The 13,676-nt window shown below is 73.2% G+C and carries 16 protein-coding genes; 11 read left to right on the forward strand and 5 right to left on the reverse strand.

The window, feature by feature from the left end; genetic code table 11:
• Positions 1-723: AbfB domain-containing protein (locus CCN42_RS35530; RefSeq protein ID WP_211294862.1), on the forward strand; the 723-nt coding region annotated here is incomplete at its 5' end.
• Positions 724-822: 99 nt separating this feature from the next.
• Complete coding sequence (locus CCN42_RS35535) at positions 823-1,623, forward strand: class I SAM-dependent methyltransferase (RefSeq protein WP_086741495.1); 801 nt, start codon at positions 823-825, stop codon at positions 1,621-1,623.
• On the opposite strand, the gene CCN42_RS35540 is transcribed toward CCN42_RS35535, so the two are convergent.
• The gene (locus tag CCN42_RS35540; RefSeq protein WP_086741482.1) at positions 1,598-2,017 is read right to left on the reverse strand and encodes a VOC family protein; all 420 of its coding nucleotides are present in this window, start codon (positions 2,015-2,017) and stop codon (positions 1,598-1,600) included. The two genes, CCN42_RS35535 and CCN42_RS35540, sit on opposite strands and share 26 nt — an antisense overlap.
• 213 nt (positions 2,018-2,230) lie before the next feature.
• On the opposite strand from CCN42_RS35540, the gene CCN42_RS35545 reads away from it, so the two are divergent.
• Complete coding sequence (locus tag CCN42_RS35545; protein ID WP_211294863.1) at positions 2,231-3,121, forward strand: methylenetetrahydrofolate reductase; 891 nt, start codon at positions 2,231-2,233, stop codon at positions 3,119-3,121.
• A 109-nt stretch (positions 3,122-3,230) separates the two neighbouring features.
• On the opposite strand, the gene CCN42_RS35550 is transcribed toward CCN42_RS35545, so the two are convergent.
• A complete protein-coding gene (locus tag CCN42_RS35550; RefSeq protein WP_086741483.1) occupies positions 3,231-3,785 on the reverse strand; it encodes an NAD(P)H-dependent oxidoreductase in 555 nt (184 codons plus the stop codon).
• Between the two features lie 112 nt (positions 3,786-3,897).
• Between CCN42_RS35550 and CCN42_RS35555 the strand changes: the two genes are divergently transcribed.
• Together CCN42_RS35555 and CCN42_RS35560 are read left to right on the forward strand one after the other, a co-directional pair.
• Positions 3,898-4,578 (forward strand): TetR/AcrR family transcriptional regulator, encoded by a 681-nt coding sequence (locus tag CCN42_RS35555; protein ID WP_086741484.1) that lies wholly within the window; start codon positions 3,898-3,900, stop codon positions 4,576-4,578.
• 108 nt (positions 4,579-4,686) lie between these two features.
• Positions 4,687-5,715, forward strand: a complete 1,029-nt coding sequence (locus CCN42_RS35560; RefSeq protein ID WP_086741497.1) for a LacI family DNA-binding transcriptional regulator — start codon at positions 4,687-4,689, stop codon at positions 5,713-5,715.
• A 49-nt stretch (positions 5,716-5,764) separates the two neighbouring features.
• On the opposite strand, the gene trxA is transcribed toward CCN42_RS35560, so the two are convergent.
• The gene (trxA, locus tag CCN42_RS35565) at positions 5,765-6,184 is read right to left on the reverse strand and encodes a thioredoxin (RefSeq protein ID WP_086741485.1); all 420 of its coding nucleotides are present in this window, start codon (positions 6,182-6,184) and stop codon (positions 5,765-5,767) included.
• 178 nt (positions 6,185-6,362) lie between these two features.
• Here trxA and CCN42_RS35570 point away from each other — a divergent pair, with 178 nt between their 5' ends.
• Positions 6,363-7,796, forward strand: coding sequence for a dihydrolipoyl dehydrogenase family protein (locus CCN42_RS35570; protein WP_086741486.1), 1,434 nt, complete (start codon positions 6,363-6,365; stop codon positions 7,794-7,796).
• Between the two features lie 24 nt (positions 7,797-7,820).
• Here the strand turns inward: CCN42_RS35570 and CCN42_RS35575 are convergent, their stop codons facing one another.
• Complete coding sequence (locus CCN42_RS35575; protein ID WP_086741487.1) at positions 7,821-8,468, reverse strand: peptide deformylase; 648 nt, start codon at positions 8,466-8,468, stop codon at positions 7,821-7,823.
• A gap of 131 nt (positions 8,469-8,599) precedes the next feature.
• Here CCN42_RS35575 and CCN42_RS35580 point away from each other — a divergent pair, with 131 nt between their 5' ends.
• Positions 8,600-10,006: a PepSY-associated TM helix domain-containing protein gene (locus CCN42_RS35580; protein WP_086741488.1), complete on the forward strand. Its 1,407-nt coding sequence runs from the start codon at positions 8,600-8,602 to the stop codon at positions 10,004-10,006.
• Positions 10,007-10,088: 82 nt separating this feature from the next.
• On the opposite strand, the gene CCN42_RS35585 is transcribed toward CCN42_RS35580, so the two are convergent.
• The gene (locus CCN42_RS35585; RefSeq protein ID WP_086741489.1) at positions 10,089-10,436 is read right to left on the reverse strand and encodes a tetratricopeptide repeat protein; all 348 of its coding nucleotides are present in this window, start codon (positions 10,434-10,436) and stop codon (positions 10,089-10,091) included.
• 208 nt (positions 10,437-10,644) lie between these two features.
• Between CCN42_RS35585 and CCN42_RS35590 the strand changes: the two genes are divergently transcribed.
• The 4 genes from CCN42_RS35590 (at position 10,645) to CCN42_RS35605 (ending at position 13,581) form a co-directional block, all read left to right on the forward strand.
• Complete coding sequence (locus CCN42_RS35590) at positions 10,645-11,610, forward strand: pirin family protein (RefSeq protein WP_086741490.1); 966 nt, start codon at positions 10,645-10,647, stop codon at positions 11,608-11,610.
• 257 nt (positions 11,611-11,867) lie between these two features.
• Positions 11,868-12,479 (forward strand): flavodoxin family protein, encoded by a 612-nt coding sequence (locus tag CCN42_RS35595; RefSeq protein WP_086741491.1) that lies wholly within the window; start codon positions 11,868-11,870, stop codon positions 12,477-12,479.
• Between the two features lie 95 nt (positions 12,480-12,574).
• Entirely contained in the window at positions 12,575-12,928 is a 354-nt protein-coding gene (locus tag CCN42_RS35600; RefSeq protein ID WP_086741492.1) for a hypothetical protein, read from the forward strand.
• 320 nt (positions 12,929-13,248) lie between these two features.
• Positions 13,249-13,581 carry a DUF3140 domain-containing protein gene (locus CCN42_RS35605; RefSeq protein WP_086741493.1) on the forward strand — a complete coding sequence of 111 codons (333 nt, stop codon included), beginning with the start codon at positions 13,249-13,251 and terminating at the stop codon, positions 13,579-13,581.
• The last annotated feature ends 95 nt before the right edge of the window (positions 13,582-13,676 follow it).

Genomic DNA, 13,676 nt, shown 5'->3' on the forward strand with positions numbered 1-13,676 from the left:
AAGTACATCGAGTACGCCACCGCCTCCCGCCTCGCCGGCCCCTACACCATCCGCCGCACCGGAGACTGGGCGGGCTGGGGCGGCTACCGCGAGGGCCCCGCACTCGTCCAGCTCGACAACGACGGCTGGCGGATCTTCCTCGACGGCTACGGCGACGGCGGCTACTACTACAGCGACAGCCACGACACCTTCGCCACCTGGACCGCCCCCAGGCGACTGCCCGGCATCTCGGGCACCGCCCGCCACTTCACCGTGGTCAAGGAGACGGTGCCGGGCGGAGTGACACTCGCGAAGGACGTGACCCGCTCCCTGCGCTCGGCGAACTACCCCACCCGCCACTGGCAACGGCGGTCCGGCCTGCTCGACCTGCCTGTCGTGACCGGCTCCAGCACCGCCGCCGACAAGCAGGCGGCCACCTTCACCGTCGTCCCCGGCCTGGCCGACCGCGGCGCCTGCTCGTTCCGCGACTCCGCGGGCAACCACGTGCGCCATTACGGCTTCCGTGCCCGGCTCGACCCGAACGACGGCACGGCCGCCTTCGCCCGCGACGCCACCTTCATCGCCCGTACCGGCACCACGTCCGGCTCGGTCCGCTTCGAGTCGTACAACTACCCGGGCCACTATCTGCGCCACTACGGCCACCAGCTCCGCGTCGACCCCTCCGACGGCACCGATCTGTTCCGCCAGGACAGCTCCTTCGTGCCGGTGACGGCCTGGGCGTAGCGGGGGGCCGTCCGTCCCTCCCCGCGGGTGAGCGATGGCGGCCTGTGACCGATTGATCCCAGAATGGTGTGGAACCCGTCGGACGGAGGGCAGACCGCCATGGCACAGGACGCCACCTCTTCGAGCAAGCTGCGCAGCAACCGCGCCGCGCTGCCCCACAAGGTGGGCTACGCCCTGCGCCACCCGGCCCGCGTGGCGCCGTACCTGCGCCGGGCCGGGCGGGACGCCTGGCTGCGCCTGAAGCACCCGGACCACGTCGGCTACTACCGGGCGGTCATGGCGTCCGACACCCGCCGCGACCCGGAGGCCGCGGTCGGCAGCCGCAGCCACGACCGGTGGCTGGCGCTGGGTGCGATGCAGTTCGACTACCTGCTGGAGCACGGCCTGCGGCCCGGGCACCGCATGCTCGACATCGGCTGCGGCAACCTGCGCGGCGGCTGGCGCTTCATCGACTATCTGGACGCGGGCAACTACTACGGCATCGACATCTCGCCCGACATCCTCATCGCGGCGAAGAGGACGCTCGCCGAGCGGGGGCTCCAGGGCAAGCTGCCGCACCTGACCATCACCGGCGACCTGACCCTGGACTTCCTGCCCGACGAGCACTTCGACGTCGTGCACGCGCACAGCGTCTTCTCCCACTCCCCGCTGGAGGTCATCGAGGAGTGTCTGGCCCACGTCGGCCGGGTGCTGAAGCCGGACGGCTTCTTCGACTTCACCTTCGACCGCACCGAGGGCACCGAACACCAGGTGCTGCGCGAGGACTTCTACTACCGCACCGACACCTTGCTGGCCGTGGCCCGCCGTCATGGTCTGCACGGCCGGTTCATGGAGGACTGGGAGCGGCGGCCCCACGGACAGTCGAAGATCCGCGTCAGCCGTTCGCCGGTGCCTCGGTGATGTCGACCATCCAGGGGACGCCGAAGCGGTCCGTGCACATGCCGAACACATCGCCCCACATCTGCTTCTCCAGCGGCACGGAGACGGAGGCGTCGGCGGACAGCTTCTCCCAGTAGCCGCGCAGCTCGTCGGCGTCGTCCCCGCTCAGGCTCACCGCGAAGGCGCTGCCTGGGGTGTATTCCATGCCGGGCGGGGTGTCGGCGCCCATCAGGGTGAAGCCGGCCGGGGTCTCCAGCATGCCGTGCATGATCTTGTCGGCTTCCGCGGCGTCCGGCCGGCCGAACTCGCCGAAGGTGCTGAGCGTGAGCGTGCCGCCGAACACTTCCTTGTAGAACTCCATGGCCTGCCGGGCATCGCCGTCGAAGCTGAGATACGGGTTGAGACGCGAGGGCATGCAACCTCCCGGACCGAAGGAACCGAAACGGAACAAAGCGGATGAATCGTCGGACGGGCGCAGAGTAGCGCGGGACGTGGCGTGTTCCGGCGCATCTCCCGCGACGGGGGTCGTGGCGTGGCCCGCGTACGCTGTCCGCGGTACCGGCGGAGCGCCGCCCACAAGGCGGCGCCCGGCCCGGCGAGCCGTCGTACCCGACGCCGAAGGAGCCCGATGAACCCCGGCCTCACCGCGCCCTGTGCCGTGCGCACCGCGCCGCTGGAGGACTTCTCCCTGGAGATGACCGGCAAGGACGTGCCGCACCTGGAGGAGGCGCACCACCTCATCCCGCCGGGCACCCGCATCAACGTCACCTTCCTCGGCAACGAGGATCTGCGGATGCGCCTGGCCGCCGCGCGGGCCGTGAAGCGGCTGGGTTTCGTGCCGGTCCCGCACCTCTCGGCCCGCCGCCTGGCCTCCCGGGCCGAGCTGGAGGAGTTCCTGGAGGGGCTGCGCGCCGACGGCACCGGGGAGCACGTGTTCGTGGTCGGGGGAGACCCGGCCCGGCCGCAAGGCCCGTACGAGGACGCGCTCGCCGTCATCCGGACCGGACTGCTGGAGCGGTACGGCGTCCGCCACGTCGGCGTCAGCGGCTACCCGGAGGGTCACCCCGCGATCGCCGGACCCGTGCTGTGGGCCGCCCTCGCCGACAAGACCGCGGCGCTCGCGCGACGGCGGCTGGGCGGGCATGTGACCACCCAGTTCGGATTCGACGCCGATCCGGTGCTCTCCTGGGTGGCCGAGACCCGCGGGCGCGGAATCGACCTGCCGATCCGGATCGGCGTGCCCGGGCCGGCCGGGGTGCGACGGCTGATGTCGTACGCCACTCGCTTCGGCGTCGGCACCAGCGCCTCCATCGCCCGCAAGTACGGGTTCTCCCTCACCAACCTGATGGCCACGGCCGGCCCCGACCGGTTCCTGCGGGCCCTGACCGCCGGGTACGACCCCGCCGTCCACGGCGATCTGAAGGTGCACTTCTACACGTTCGGCGGCCTGAAGGCGACCGCGGAGTGGGTGGCGGCGTTCGCCGCGCGACCCGCCGCGGAGTCCGGGGCGGGCGCCTGACGCCGGAGCCCGGACCGGTCGCCTTCCGGCGGGCGGCGGCGAGGGCCGGAACGGCGGCGAGGGGCCGGAGCGTCGGCTCCGGCCCCTCCTCGGTGGGGTTGCGCGGCGGTCAGGCCGCGGCGGCCTCGCCGTGCAGCCGCGCGACGACCTCGGTCAGCTGCGCGGCGACCTCGGTGTCGTCGGCCGGGTGGGTCTCGGCGAAACGCTCGAGCGAGCCCGGGATGGACAGCTTGACGTCCTCCAGCACCTTGGCGCCCGCGACGCCGACGGACTTGCGGGTGTCGTCGTGCGCCCAGACGCCGCCGTACTGGCCGAACGCGGTGCCGACCACGGCGACCGCCTTGCCGACGATGGCGCCGGCGCCGTACGGGCGGGACAGCCAGTCGATGGCGTTCTTGAGCACGGCCGGCATGGTGCCGTTGTACTCGGGGGTGAAGAGCAGCAGCGCGTCGGCGGCGGCCACGGCCTCGCGCAGCCGGAGGGCGGCGGCCGGGACCGAGCCCTCGACGTCGATGTCCTCGTTGTAGAACGGGATCTCGGCCAGGCCCTCGAACAGCTGGATGTCGGCGCCCTCGGGAGCGTGCTTCACGGCGGCCTCGGCGAGCTGGCGGTTGTGCGAACCGGCGCGGAGGCTGCCGACGAGCGCGAGGATGCGAACGGACATGGGTACTCCCGATGACTGAGAAAAACGGCGGTTGGCGGCCGGGGTCCGATCCGGACCGGGGTCCGCTTAATGTTGTAGCAGGTAACCGGACCGCGGTCCAGTTTCATTCCCGATGCTTTACGCTGTCTTCATGTCCGCCTCCCTGCCACCCTTCCCGCCGCCCCAGAAGCCCGAGTTGCTGGAGCTCGGTGTCCGCGGGCAGGACCCCTGCCTGCGCGCCGACGCCGCGCGCAACCGGGCCCGGCTGCTGGAGGCCGCCGCCCGGCTGATCGCCGAGCACGGCGCGGCCGGCGTCACGATGGAGGCCGTGGCAGCGGCGGCCCAGGTGGGCAAGGGGACGGTCTTCCGGCGCTTCGGTGACCGAGTCGGCCTGCTCACCGCGCTGCTCGACCACTCCGAGCGCAAGTTCCAGGCCTCGTTCCTCAGCGGCCCCCCGCCGCTCGGCCCCGGTGCCCCGCCGGTGGACCGGCTGAACGCCTTCGGGCATGCGACGCTGCGCCACGCGACCGAGTCGCTGGAACTCCAGATCGCGGCCGAGCCCACACCGGACCGCCGCTTCACCGCACCGCCCCGGCGGCTGCTGCGCGGCCACGTCATGATGCTGCTGCGGCAGGTGGTCCCCGAGGCGGACTGCGAACTGCTCGCCCTGACGCTGATGGGCTATCTCGACCCGGTCGCCGTCCAGCACCTCACCCGGCAGTGCGGGATGCCCCTGGAACGCCTGGAGGCGGGCTGGACCGACCTGGTCACCCGGGTCACGGGCACGGAACCGGCCGCGACCGGAGATCACTGACGTCCACAGGGGCGCGCGAGGTGACCGAGGGACGGTCGACGGCGCCGCGCGTGCGCCCGGGGGTGCCCGGCCCTCCGCCTCCGGGCTTCTGCCAAGATGCCGTACGTCATGGTGCAGATACCGAAAACGCCCGCGCCCGTGCAGCGCTGCTCCGCGCCCACGAGTGCCGATGTGGCCCGTCTGGCAGGCGTCTCCCGGGCGACCGTCTCCTACGTCCTGAACAACACCAGCGCCGTACGGATCAGCGAGCCCACCCGGCGCCGCGTCCACGAGGCCGCGAAGGAACTCGGATACGTACCGCACGCGGCGGCGCGCAGTCTGCGCGCCGGGCACAGCCGGATGGTCCTGATGCCCGCCCCGGCCATCCCGGTCGGACCGCTCTACAGCCGGTTCATCAACGAGCTCCAGCAGGCCCTCGGCCGCCTCGACTACACGGTCGTGCAGTACGGCAGCCTCGGCCTGACCGGTGACGACGCCGCCCGTGCCTGGGCCGAGCTGCGTCCGGTGGCCGTGCTGGTGCCCGGATTCGACCTCGGCCCGCAGGGAGTGGCCCTGCTCAAGCGCTCCGGCGCGCGTGCCGTGGTCACCCTGGGGCCGGAGGCGGTGCAGGGCGCGCACGCGCTGCTCATGGACCACGCGGCGGTCGGCCGTGCCGCGGGTGCCCATCTGTACGCCCGTGGCCGGCGCCGGATCGGCGTCGTGGTGCCCGGGGAGCCCGGCCTGGAGGTCTTCTCCCGGCCCCGCCTGGACGGCGTACGCCAGTCCCTGCGCGGCACCGGCGCCACCGTCACCGAGCTGCCGCTCGCCTACGAGGAGGAGGCCGCGGCCGGGCTCGCCGCGCGCTGGCGGGACCTCGGTCTGGACGGGGTGTTCGCCTACAACGACGAGTACGCCGCGCTGCTCCTGCGCGCGCTCCAGGACGAGGGCGTGGCCGTCCCCGGCGACACGGCCCTGATCGGCGCCGACGACCTCATGGTGGGGCGGCTGCTGCGGCCCCGGCTGAGCACCGTGCACATCGAGCTGCCGTCGGGTCGCGACCTCGCCGAACTCGTCGACCGGGCGGTCCGCGAGCCTGGCGCGGCACTGGAGCGCCGCGAGGTGCTGGGAGCCGCGGTGGTGCACCGCGACTCCAGCTGACCGTGCGTCACGTCACCGATGTGCAGAGGGAGATCGAGGGAGAGGGGAGTCACTGGCCGTTCTGCTCGGCCTGCGCCGGTGTCTGCCCGGCCTGTGCCTGCTCCTGCGCCTGCTGTGCGGCGACCGCCTTGTGGACCTCGTCCATGTCGAGCTTGCGGGCCTGCCCGATGACATCCGCGAGGGCCGCCTCCGGCAGCGCTCCCGGCTGCGCGAACACCGCCACCCGGTCGCGGACGATCATCAGCGTGGGAATCGACTGGATGCCGAAGGCCGCCGCGAGCTCCGGCTGCGCCTCGGTGTCCACCTTGCCGAACACCAGGTCCGGGTTCTCCTGCGCCGCCTTCTCGTAGACCGGCGCGAACTGCCGGCACGGACCGCACCAGGCCGCCCAGAAGTCGATCAGGACGAAATCGTTGTCCGTGACCGTCTGGTCGAAGTTCTCCTTGGTCAGCTCCACGGTGCTGCTCATGGCCTATCCCTCTTCCTGGTGTGGGGCGGTACCCCGCTGCGGGGCGAGCCGTCCGGACAACACTGCCCGGCCGGCGGCTATTCCGTGCGCGCACCGGCAGGCGTCCCCGCGCGCACGGTCACGCATCCGCGCGCGTACCCCTGTGGCCACCCCGCACACCACCCACCAGACTGACCCCATGACGGAAACGGATTCCATCGCGTACGACGTCGTGGTCCTCGGGGCCGGGCCCGTGGGGGAGAACGTCGCCGACCGCACCCGCGCGGCCGGCCTCACCACCGCGGTCGTGGAGAACGAGCTGGTCGGCGGCGAATGCTCCTACTGGGCGTGCATGCCCAGCAAGGCCCTGCTGCGGCCGGTGATCGCCCGCGCGGACGCCCGCCGCGTCCCCGGTCTGCGCCACCTGGTGCAGGGCCCCCTCGACGCGCCCGCGGTGCTCGCCCACCGGGACTACTACACCTCGCACTGGCAGGACGACGGGCAGGCGGGCTGGCTGGACGGCATCGGCGCCGACCTGTACCGGGGGCACGGCCGCCTCGCCGGACCCCGCACGGTGACCGTCACCGGGTCCGACGGGACCCACCGCACCCTGACCGCCCGGTACGCCGTCGCCGTCTGCACCGGCACCCGCGCCCAGCTGCCCGGCCTGCCCGGACTCGCCGACGTCCGGCCCTGGACCAGCCGGGAGGCCACGAGTGCCAAGGCGGTGCCCGGCCGGCTGATCGTGGTGGGCGGCGGTGTGGTGGCCACCGAGATGGCCACCGCCTGGCAGGCGCTCGGCTCCCGGGTGACCATGCTGGTCCGCGGGAAGGGCCTGCTCTCCCGGATGGAGCCGTTCGCCGGGGAACTCGTCGCCGAGGCCCTCACCGAGGCCGGCGCCGAGATCCGCACCGGCACCTCCGTGGAGTCCGTCAGCCGCGAGAACGGCACCGTGGTGGCCGTCACCGACGGCGGCGAACGGATCGAGGCGGACGAGATCCTCTTCGCCACCGGCCGCGCCCCGCGCACCGACGACATCGGCCTCGACACCGTCGGCCTCGAACCCGGCGACTGGCTGCCGGTCGACGACAGCCTGCGGGTCACCGGCACGGACTGGCTCTACGCGGTCGGCGACGTCAACCAGCGCGCGCTCCTCACCCATCAGGGCAAGTACCAGGCCAGGATCGCGGGCGCCGCGATCGCCGCCCGGGCCTCCGGCGGGACGAGCCTGGAAGCCGGCCCCTGGGGCGCGCACACCGCCACCGCCGACCACGCCGCCGTCCCCCAGGTCGTCTTCACCGACCCCGAGGCGGCGGCCGTCGGCCTCTCCCTCGCCGAGGCCGAACAGGCCGGCCACCGCGTCCGTGCGGTCGACGTCGAGTTCTCCTCGGTAGCCGGGGCCGGACTGTACGCCGACGGCTACCGGGGCCGGGCCCGCATGGTCGTCGACCTGGAGGACGAGATCCTGCGCGGGGTCACCTTCGTCGGCCCCGGCGTCGGTGAGCTGATCCACTCGGCCACGATCGCGGTCGCCGGCCAGGTCCCGGTGGGGCGGCTGTGGCACGCGGTTCCCTCGTACCCGACGGTCAGCGAGGTGTGGCTGCGGCTGCTGGAGGCGTACCGGGACAGCTGACGTGCGGACGAGTGACCGCCCCGGTCACTCCGGCAGGCCGAACCCCAGGGCCCGCGCCGCCTCGTGCGGCGTGGGCTGGGACCAGCGCTCCGCCATCGCCTGGTTCGACGACAGCGAGCGCGACTCGGCGCGGTCGAGGTAGAGCACGCCGTCGAGGTGGTCGGTCTCGTGCTGCACGATCCGCGCGGGCCACCCGGAGACCACCTCGTCCAGGGCACGGCCGCACTCGTCCGCGCCCGTCAGCCGCACCCGGGCCGGCCGCGCCACCACCGCCTGCCAGCCCGGCACGCTCAGACAGCCCTCGAAGAACGCGGCCCGCTCCGCCCCGACGGGCTCGTACGCCGGGTTCACCAGCACCCGGAACGGCAGCGGCACCCGCCCGCGCGCCCGCCGCACCTCCTCCGGTACCGGCGCCGGGTCCTCCACGACCGCGATCCGCAGCGCCACCCCAACCTGCGGCGCGGCGAGCCCGACCCCCGGCGCCGCGTGCATCGTCCGGCGCAGGGCCTGCACGAACCGGGCCAGCAGCGCCGGTTCCAGCTGCCCGTCGAACGGCTCCGCCGGCCGCCGCAGCACCGGGTCACCCGCCGCGACGATGGACAACGGCCCGTCGGTGGCGAGGAGTTCCTCGACCTGCTCGGCAAGGGGCGCGCGCTGGCTGGGAGTAGACATTCCGCCAGCATGCCACGCCCACGCGCGCCTGTGACGCAGGTCACTCAAATCGCCGGGAACTCAAGGCACTCACGGTCCGACTACTGGACCACCACGGCCGAAACACCACTCGTCCCCGGAGAAACCCACCGATGACCACCGCTCCCTCGCCCCAACCGGACGAGGCCACCCAGCCGGCCGCGCCGACCCCGCCCGCGCCGTCCCGCGGCTGGGCGCCGCTGCGCCCGCTGATCCTGCGCCTGCACTTCTACGCCGGCGTGCTCGTCGCCCCGTTCCTGCTCGTCGCCGCGGTCACCGGCCTGCTGTACGCCGCGTCCTTCCAGGCCGAGAAGATCGTCTACGCCGACGAGCTGACCGTCTCCGTCGGCGACACCAAGCTGCCGGTCTCCGAGCAGGTCGCCGCCGCCCGCCAGGCCCACCCCGAGGGCACCGTCACGGCCGTGCGGCCCTCGCCGACGGCCGACGCCACCACCAGGGTGCTGCTGTCCGGTGTCCCCGGCGTCGACGCGGACCACACCCTCGCCGTCTTCGTCGACCCGTACACCGCCAAGGTGGAAGGCGCCCTCGAACAGTACGGCGCCACCGGCGCGCTGCCGCTGCGCACCTGGATCGACGAGCTGCACCGCGATCTGCACCTCGGCGAGACCGGCCGCCTCTACAGCGAACTCGCCGCCAGCTGGCTGTGGGTGATCGCCTCCGGCGGCCTGGTGCTCTGGTTCTCCCGCCGCCGCGCCCTGCGCCGGCTGCGCGGCACCACCGGCCGGCGCCGCACCCTCGGCCTGCACGGCACCGTCGGGGCCTGGGCCGCGGCCGGCTTCCTGTTCCTCTCGGCGACCGGCCTGACCTGGTCCGCGTACGCCGGGGCGAACATCGACGAACTGCGCACCTCGCTCGGCGGCGCCACCCCGGCGGTCGCGGCGACGGCGGCCGGCGACCACGCCGAGCACGGCGGCGCGGCGCCCTCCGGCGACCGGCGGGCCGCGCCCGGCGTCGGCCTGGACAAGGTGCTGGCCGCGGCGCGCGCCGAGGGGCTGACCGACCCCGTCGAGATCCAGCCGCCCGCCGACGCCTCCTCCGCGTACGTCGTCAAGCAGGTGCAGCGCAGCTGGCCCGAGAAGCAGGACTCGGTGGCGGTCGACCCGGCCACCGGCGAGGTCCTGGACGTGCTGCGGTTCGCCGACTATCCGGTCCTCGCCAAACTGACCCGCTGGGGGATCGACCTGCACTCCGGCGTCCTGTTCGGCCTGGTCAACCAGATCGCGCTGATGCTGCTCGCCGGGTCCCTGATCCTTCTCGTCCTGTGGGGCTACCGCATGTGGTGGCAGCGCGGCCGGGGCTCCGCCTTCGGCCGCCCGATCCCGCGCGGTGCCTGGGCCGAGGTGCCCCCGCAGATCCTGGTCCCGCTGCTGGCCGCGGTCGCGGTCGTGGGGTACTTCGTGCCGCTGCTGGGCATCCCGCTGGCCGTGTTCCTGGCCGTGGACGTCGTTCTTGGGGAGATCGCCCACCGGCGGGGACGGCGGACGTACGCCGCGAAGTAGCGGCTCCGCCGCACGCGGCACGGACCACGGGCCCGGCTCCACAGGGGGGAGCCGGGCCCGTACGTCGCCGCTTCCCGACGGTTCAGAGCTGCTCGAAGTCACCGGCCAGGGCGGAGGCGACCCGCAGATGCTGTCGAGCCTCCTCCTCCCGCCCCTGACGCTGGAGGGTGCGGCCCAGCAGCAGCCGGGCGTAGTGCTCCACCGGGTCGCGCTCGACGATGACCCGCAGCTCGGCCTCGGCGCGGCGCAGCTGGGCCGAGTGGTAGTAGGCGCGGGCCAGCAGCAGACGCGGACCGGTCTGCGCCGGCTCCTCCTCGACCAGCCCGTCCAGGACGCGCGCCGCGGTGGCGTAGTCCTTGGCGTCGAAGAACATCCGCGCGCGCTCCCAGCGCTCCGCCGGCGTCCCGTGGTCGTAGTACGTGGTCTCCACTGGTGACCTCCTTCGGACGCTGCAACAGCGGCGCATGGTTGAACATTCCACTACCCGGTCCGGGCCGGGGCGTCGGCCTGCCGGCGAAGCCCCCGGCGGGCCAGGGCACGTCGTCTGGATCAGCCTGGCCACGAGGTTGGGCACCTCTGGACCCACCCGACCTCGCGATGCCGGGATGATCCGAACGACATGCCCTAGGTTGAGCGGCATGAGCAATCTCGACCGTCAGGCGGTGCCGAGCGTGTGCGGCGGCCGCGGCTTCGTGGTGGCGGAACCCGTACGCGAACTCCTCAGCCCGCGCCACGTCCGGCTCGGTGAAGCCACCGAGGTGCGCCGGCTGCTCCCCAACCTGGGCCGCCGGATGGTCGGCGCCTGGTGCTTCGTCGATCACTACGGCCCCGACGACATCGCCGACGAGCCCGGCATGCAGGTGCCCCCGCACCCGCACATGGGCCTGCAGACCGTCAGCTGGCTCCACGAGGGTGAGGTCCTGCACCGCGACTCCACCGGCAGCCTCCAGACGATCCGCCCGCGCGAACTCGGCCTGATGACCTCCGGCCGGGCGATCAGCCACTCCGAGGAGAGCCCCCGCCCGCACGCCCGCTTCCTGCACGGAGCTCAGCTCTGGGTCGCCCTCCCGGACGCCCACCGGCACACCGACCCGCACTTCGAGCACCACGCCGACCTGCCGCTCGTCACGGCACCGGGCCTGACGGCCACCCTCATCCTCGGCGACCTCGACGGCGCTACCTCGCCCGGCACCGCGTACACGCCCATCGTCGGCGCCGACCTCGCCCTCACCCACGGCGCGGACGTACGCCTCCCCCTGGAACCGGACTTCGAGTATGCCGTCCTCGCCATGTCCGGCGAGGCCCACGTCGACGGTGTCCCCGTCCTCCCCGGCTCCCTGCTCTACCTCGGCTGCGGCCGCACCGAGCTCCCCCTGCGCGCCGGCTCGGACGCCGCCCTGATGCTGCTCGGCGGCGAGCCGTTCGAAGAGGAACTGATCATGTTCTGGAACTGGATCGGACGCTCGCAGGAGGAGATCGAACACGCGCGGCGGGACTGGATGGAAGGGACGCGGTTCGGGGAGGTGAAGGGGTACGACGGGGATCCGCTGCCGGCCCCCGAACTGCCGGCGGCGCCGCTGAGACCCCGGGGACGGATGCGCTGAGCCGTGGGAGCGGCTGATCGGCCGGCGGGGGCGGGCGACGCACCGTCGGACGCCGCCTCCAGCCGTTCCCGCTGCCCGGGAGAGCGGCCGGGCGTGCTGTGGGCCGGCTGCGCGACGCTGCGTCCCTGCGCTGCGGGAGCCCTCAGCGGAACCGAGGCCTTCGCCGGCGCCACGCCGGCCTCCTCACGCGCGTGGCGACCTTCACCCGGGCGGGTGCGCGGCGGCGGCGTCCGCCGGCAGCGGGGTACGGCTGTGTCATGAAAGCACTGGTCATCAACTGCACGCTCAAGAAGTCCCCCGAACCGTCCAACACCGCCGCTCTGGCCCAGGTGGTCGGGGATCGGCTCGCGGAGAGCGGCGGCGTCGACGTGGAGTACCTCCGAGCCGTCGATCTCGACATCCACCCCGGTGTCGTGAGCGAAGCCGTCGCAGCCGGCGACGACTGGCCCGCCGTCCACGCCAAGTTGCTGCGCGCGCACATCCTCGTCATCGCCTCCCCGACCTGGCTCGGCCGTCCGTCCTCCGTGGCCCAGCGTGTCCTGGAGCGCATGGACGCGATGCTCTCCGAGACAGACGACGACGGCCGCCCCGTCGCCTACAACCGTGTCGCGGGAGTCGTCGTCACCGGTAACGAGGACGGTGCGCACCACGTGATCAGCGAGATCAACGGCGCCCTGTGCGACATCGGTTACACCATCCCCGGCCAGTCGTGGACCTACTGGCACCTCGGCCCCGGCCCTGGCCCCGACTACCTCGACGATCAACGCGGTCACGAGTGGGCCCACAGGACCGGCCGCGCCATGGCCGCCAACCTGTACGACACCGCACAGGCCCTGGCCGCGAGTCCCCTGGGCGCTCCGCCTCAGTGACCGCGGCCCTTCCGGCGGGGCGGCGCGTGGCCGTGGCGCCGCTGGGTAGTCGGAGTGTCGGCGGGATGCGTCGGATGTGTGAACCGGAGGCCGGAATGCTGTCTCATGCGATCGAGCGGGGCGTGCTGGTCGTCACGGTGCACGACGATCCGGGGATCGACGGGCGGGCCGACCTCGTACTGGACATCGAGGGCCTCGTCCGCGCCTACCAGCCGGCGCCCGTGGTGATCGTTCTCGAGGAGCCGGCCGCCGGCGCCGCGGGACTCAGTGTCGTTCTCCGCGTCCACCGGGCATGCAATGCGCTGGGCGTACTGCTGTCGGTGGTGACATCGAGCGCCCCCGCGCGCCGGTTGCTGGAGGCGAACGCGGAGACCGGCACCACCCGGCTGATCATTCACGCGCGCGCCGACATAGCCGTGGCCACCGCGGCACTGGCCGCGGTGGCGTAGGAGCGTCGGAGCCCAGGACGCGCTCGACGCGTACCGCAGCTTCGACCGGCGCGAATCCGGTCGGACGAAGGTCGCGCTCGGAGTCACGGGGGACGGTTCGGTCGCCCGCGGCCTCGGTGAAGCGGCCGGAACGCGAGCGGCGACCACCGCGGGGACGCAGGGCCCGGTGGCGGCGGACGAGGAGCGCGGAGGTGCCGGTCGTGACAGCGCGCAGCCCGGCCCACCCGGCTCCGGGCTGCGGCACGGGCGCGCGGCCTCCACCCTGGACGAACAAGGCAGGGCCCCGGCGGTGCAGTGGGGAAGAGGAGATGTGATGCCGCATGCAGGACGACGAGCGGAAAGAGGCCTGGGACGAGTTCCGCGGCCTGGTGAACATGTCGCCGGCCGAACTGGAGAAGTGGCTGGCTTCGGAAGAGTCGCGGAGCGCCGGACAGCACAAGGACGGCGGCGAGTCCACCGGACATGCCTCCGGTCGGCGCATCCTGGACATCCTGCGGACGAACAAGGGTGACCTCTCGGACGACGACTACCAGCACATGCGGAAGGTCGTCGGCTACATCCGGCGGCATGTCGCTCAGCGGCCCTCGGGCGACGTTCGGGACACCCGGTGGCGGCATTCGCTGATGAACTGGGGCCACGATCCCCTGGGGTGACCCGAGACGGACACGCGGCGCCGAGGGACCACGAGGTGGCGCCGGCGCGCGCTCCGGATGGCGTGCCGACTTGAGCCGCAGGGGCGGTCGTGGCG

This window comes from Streptomyces glaucescens (assembly GCF_002154375.1).
Classification (GTDB): domain Bacteria; phylum Actinomycetota; class Actinomycetes; order Streptomycetales; family Streptomycetaceae; genus Streptomyces; species Streptomyces glaucescens.

Bases quoted from the DNA above. Each gene is read 5' to 3' on its own strand.
- CCN42_RS35540 (WP_086741482.1), bottom strand. From the start codon at position 2,017: ATGCCCTCGCGTCTCAACCCGTATCTCAGCTTCGACGGCGATGCCCGG.
- CCN42_RS35605 (WP_086741493.1), top strand. From the start codon at position 13,249: ATGCAGGACGACGAGCGGAAAGAGGCCTGGGACGAGTTCCGCGGCCTG.
- CCN42_RS35590 (WP_086741490.1), top strand. From the start codon at position 10,645: ATGAGCAATCTCGACCGTCAGGCGGTGCCGAGCGTGTGCGGCGGCCGC.
- CCN42_RS35545 (WP_211294863.1), top strand. From the start codon at position 2,231: ATGAACCCCGGCCTCACCGCGCCCTGTGCCGTGCGCACCGCGCCGCTG.
- CCN42_RS35535 (WP_086741495.1), top strand. From the start codon at position 823: ATGGCACAGGACGCCACCTCTTCGAGCAAGCTGCGCAGCAACCGCGCC.
- CCN42_RS35570 (WP_086741486.1), top strand. From the start codon at position 6,363: ATGACGGAAACGGATTCCATCGCGTACGACGTCGTGGTCCTCGGGGCC.
- CCN42_RS35555 (WP_086741484.1), top strand. From the start codon at position 3,898: ATGCTTTACGCTGTCTTCATGTCCGCCTCCCTGCCACCCTTCCCGCCG.
- CCN42_RS35550 (WP_086741483.1), bottom strand. From the start codon at position 3,785: ATGTCCGTTCGCATCCTCGCGCTCGTCGGCAGCCTCCGCGCCGGTTCG.
- CCN42_RS35575 (WP_086741487.1), bottom strand. From the start codon at position 8,468: ATGTCTACTCCCAGCCAGCGCGCGCCCCTTGCCGAGCAGGTCGAGGAA.
- CCN42_RS35580 (WP_086741488.1), top strand. From the start codon at position 8,600: ATGACCACCGCTCCCTCGCCCCAACCGGACGAGGCCACCCAGCCGGCC.
- trxA (WP_086741485.1), bottom strand. From the start codon at position 6,184: ATGAGCAGCACCGTGGAGCTGACCAAGGAGAACTTCGACCAGACGGTC.
- CCN42_RS35600 (WP_086741492.1), top strand. From the start codon at position 12,575: ATGCTGTCTCATGCGATCGAGCGGGGCGTGCTGGTCGTCACGGTGCAC.
- CCN42_RS35560 (WP_086741497.1), top strand. From the start codon at position 4,687: ATGGTGCAGATACCGAAAACGCCCGCGCCCGTGCAGCGCTGCTCCGCG.
- CCN42_RS35595 (WP_086741491.1), top strand. From the start codon at position 11,868: ATGAAAGCACTGGTCATCAACTGCACGCTCAAGAAGTCCCCCGAACCG.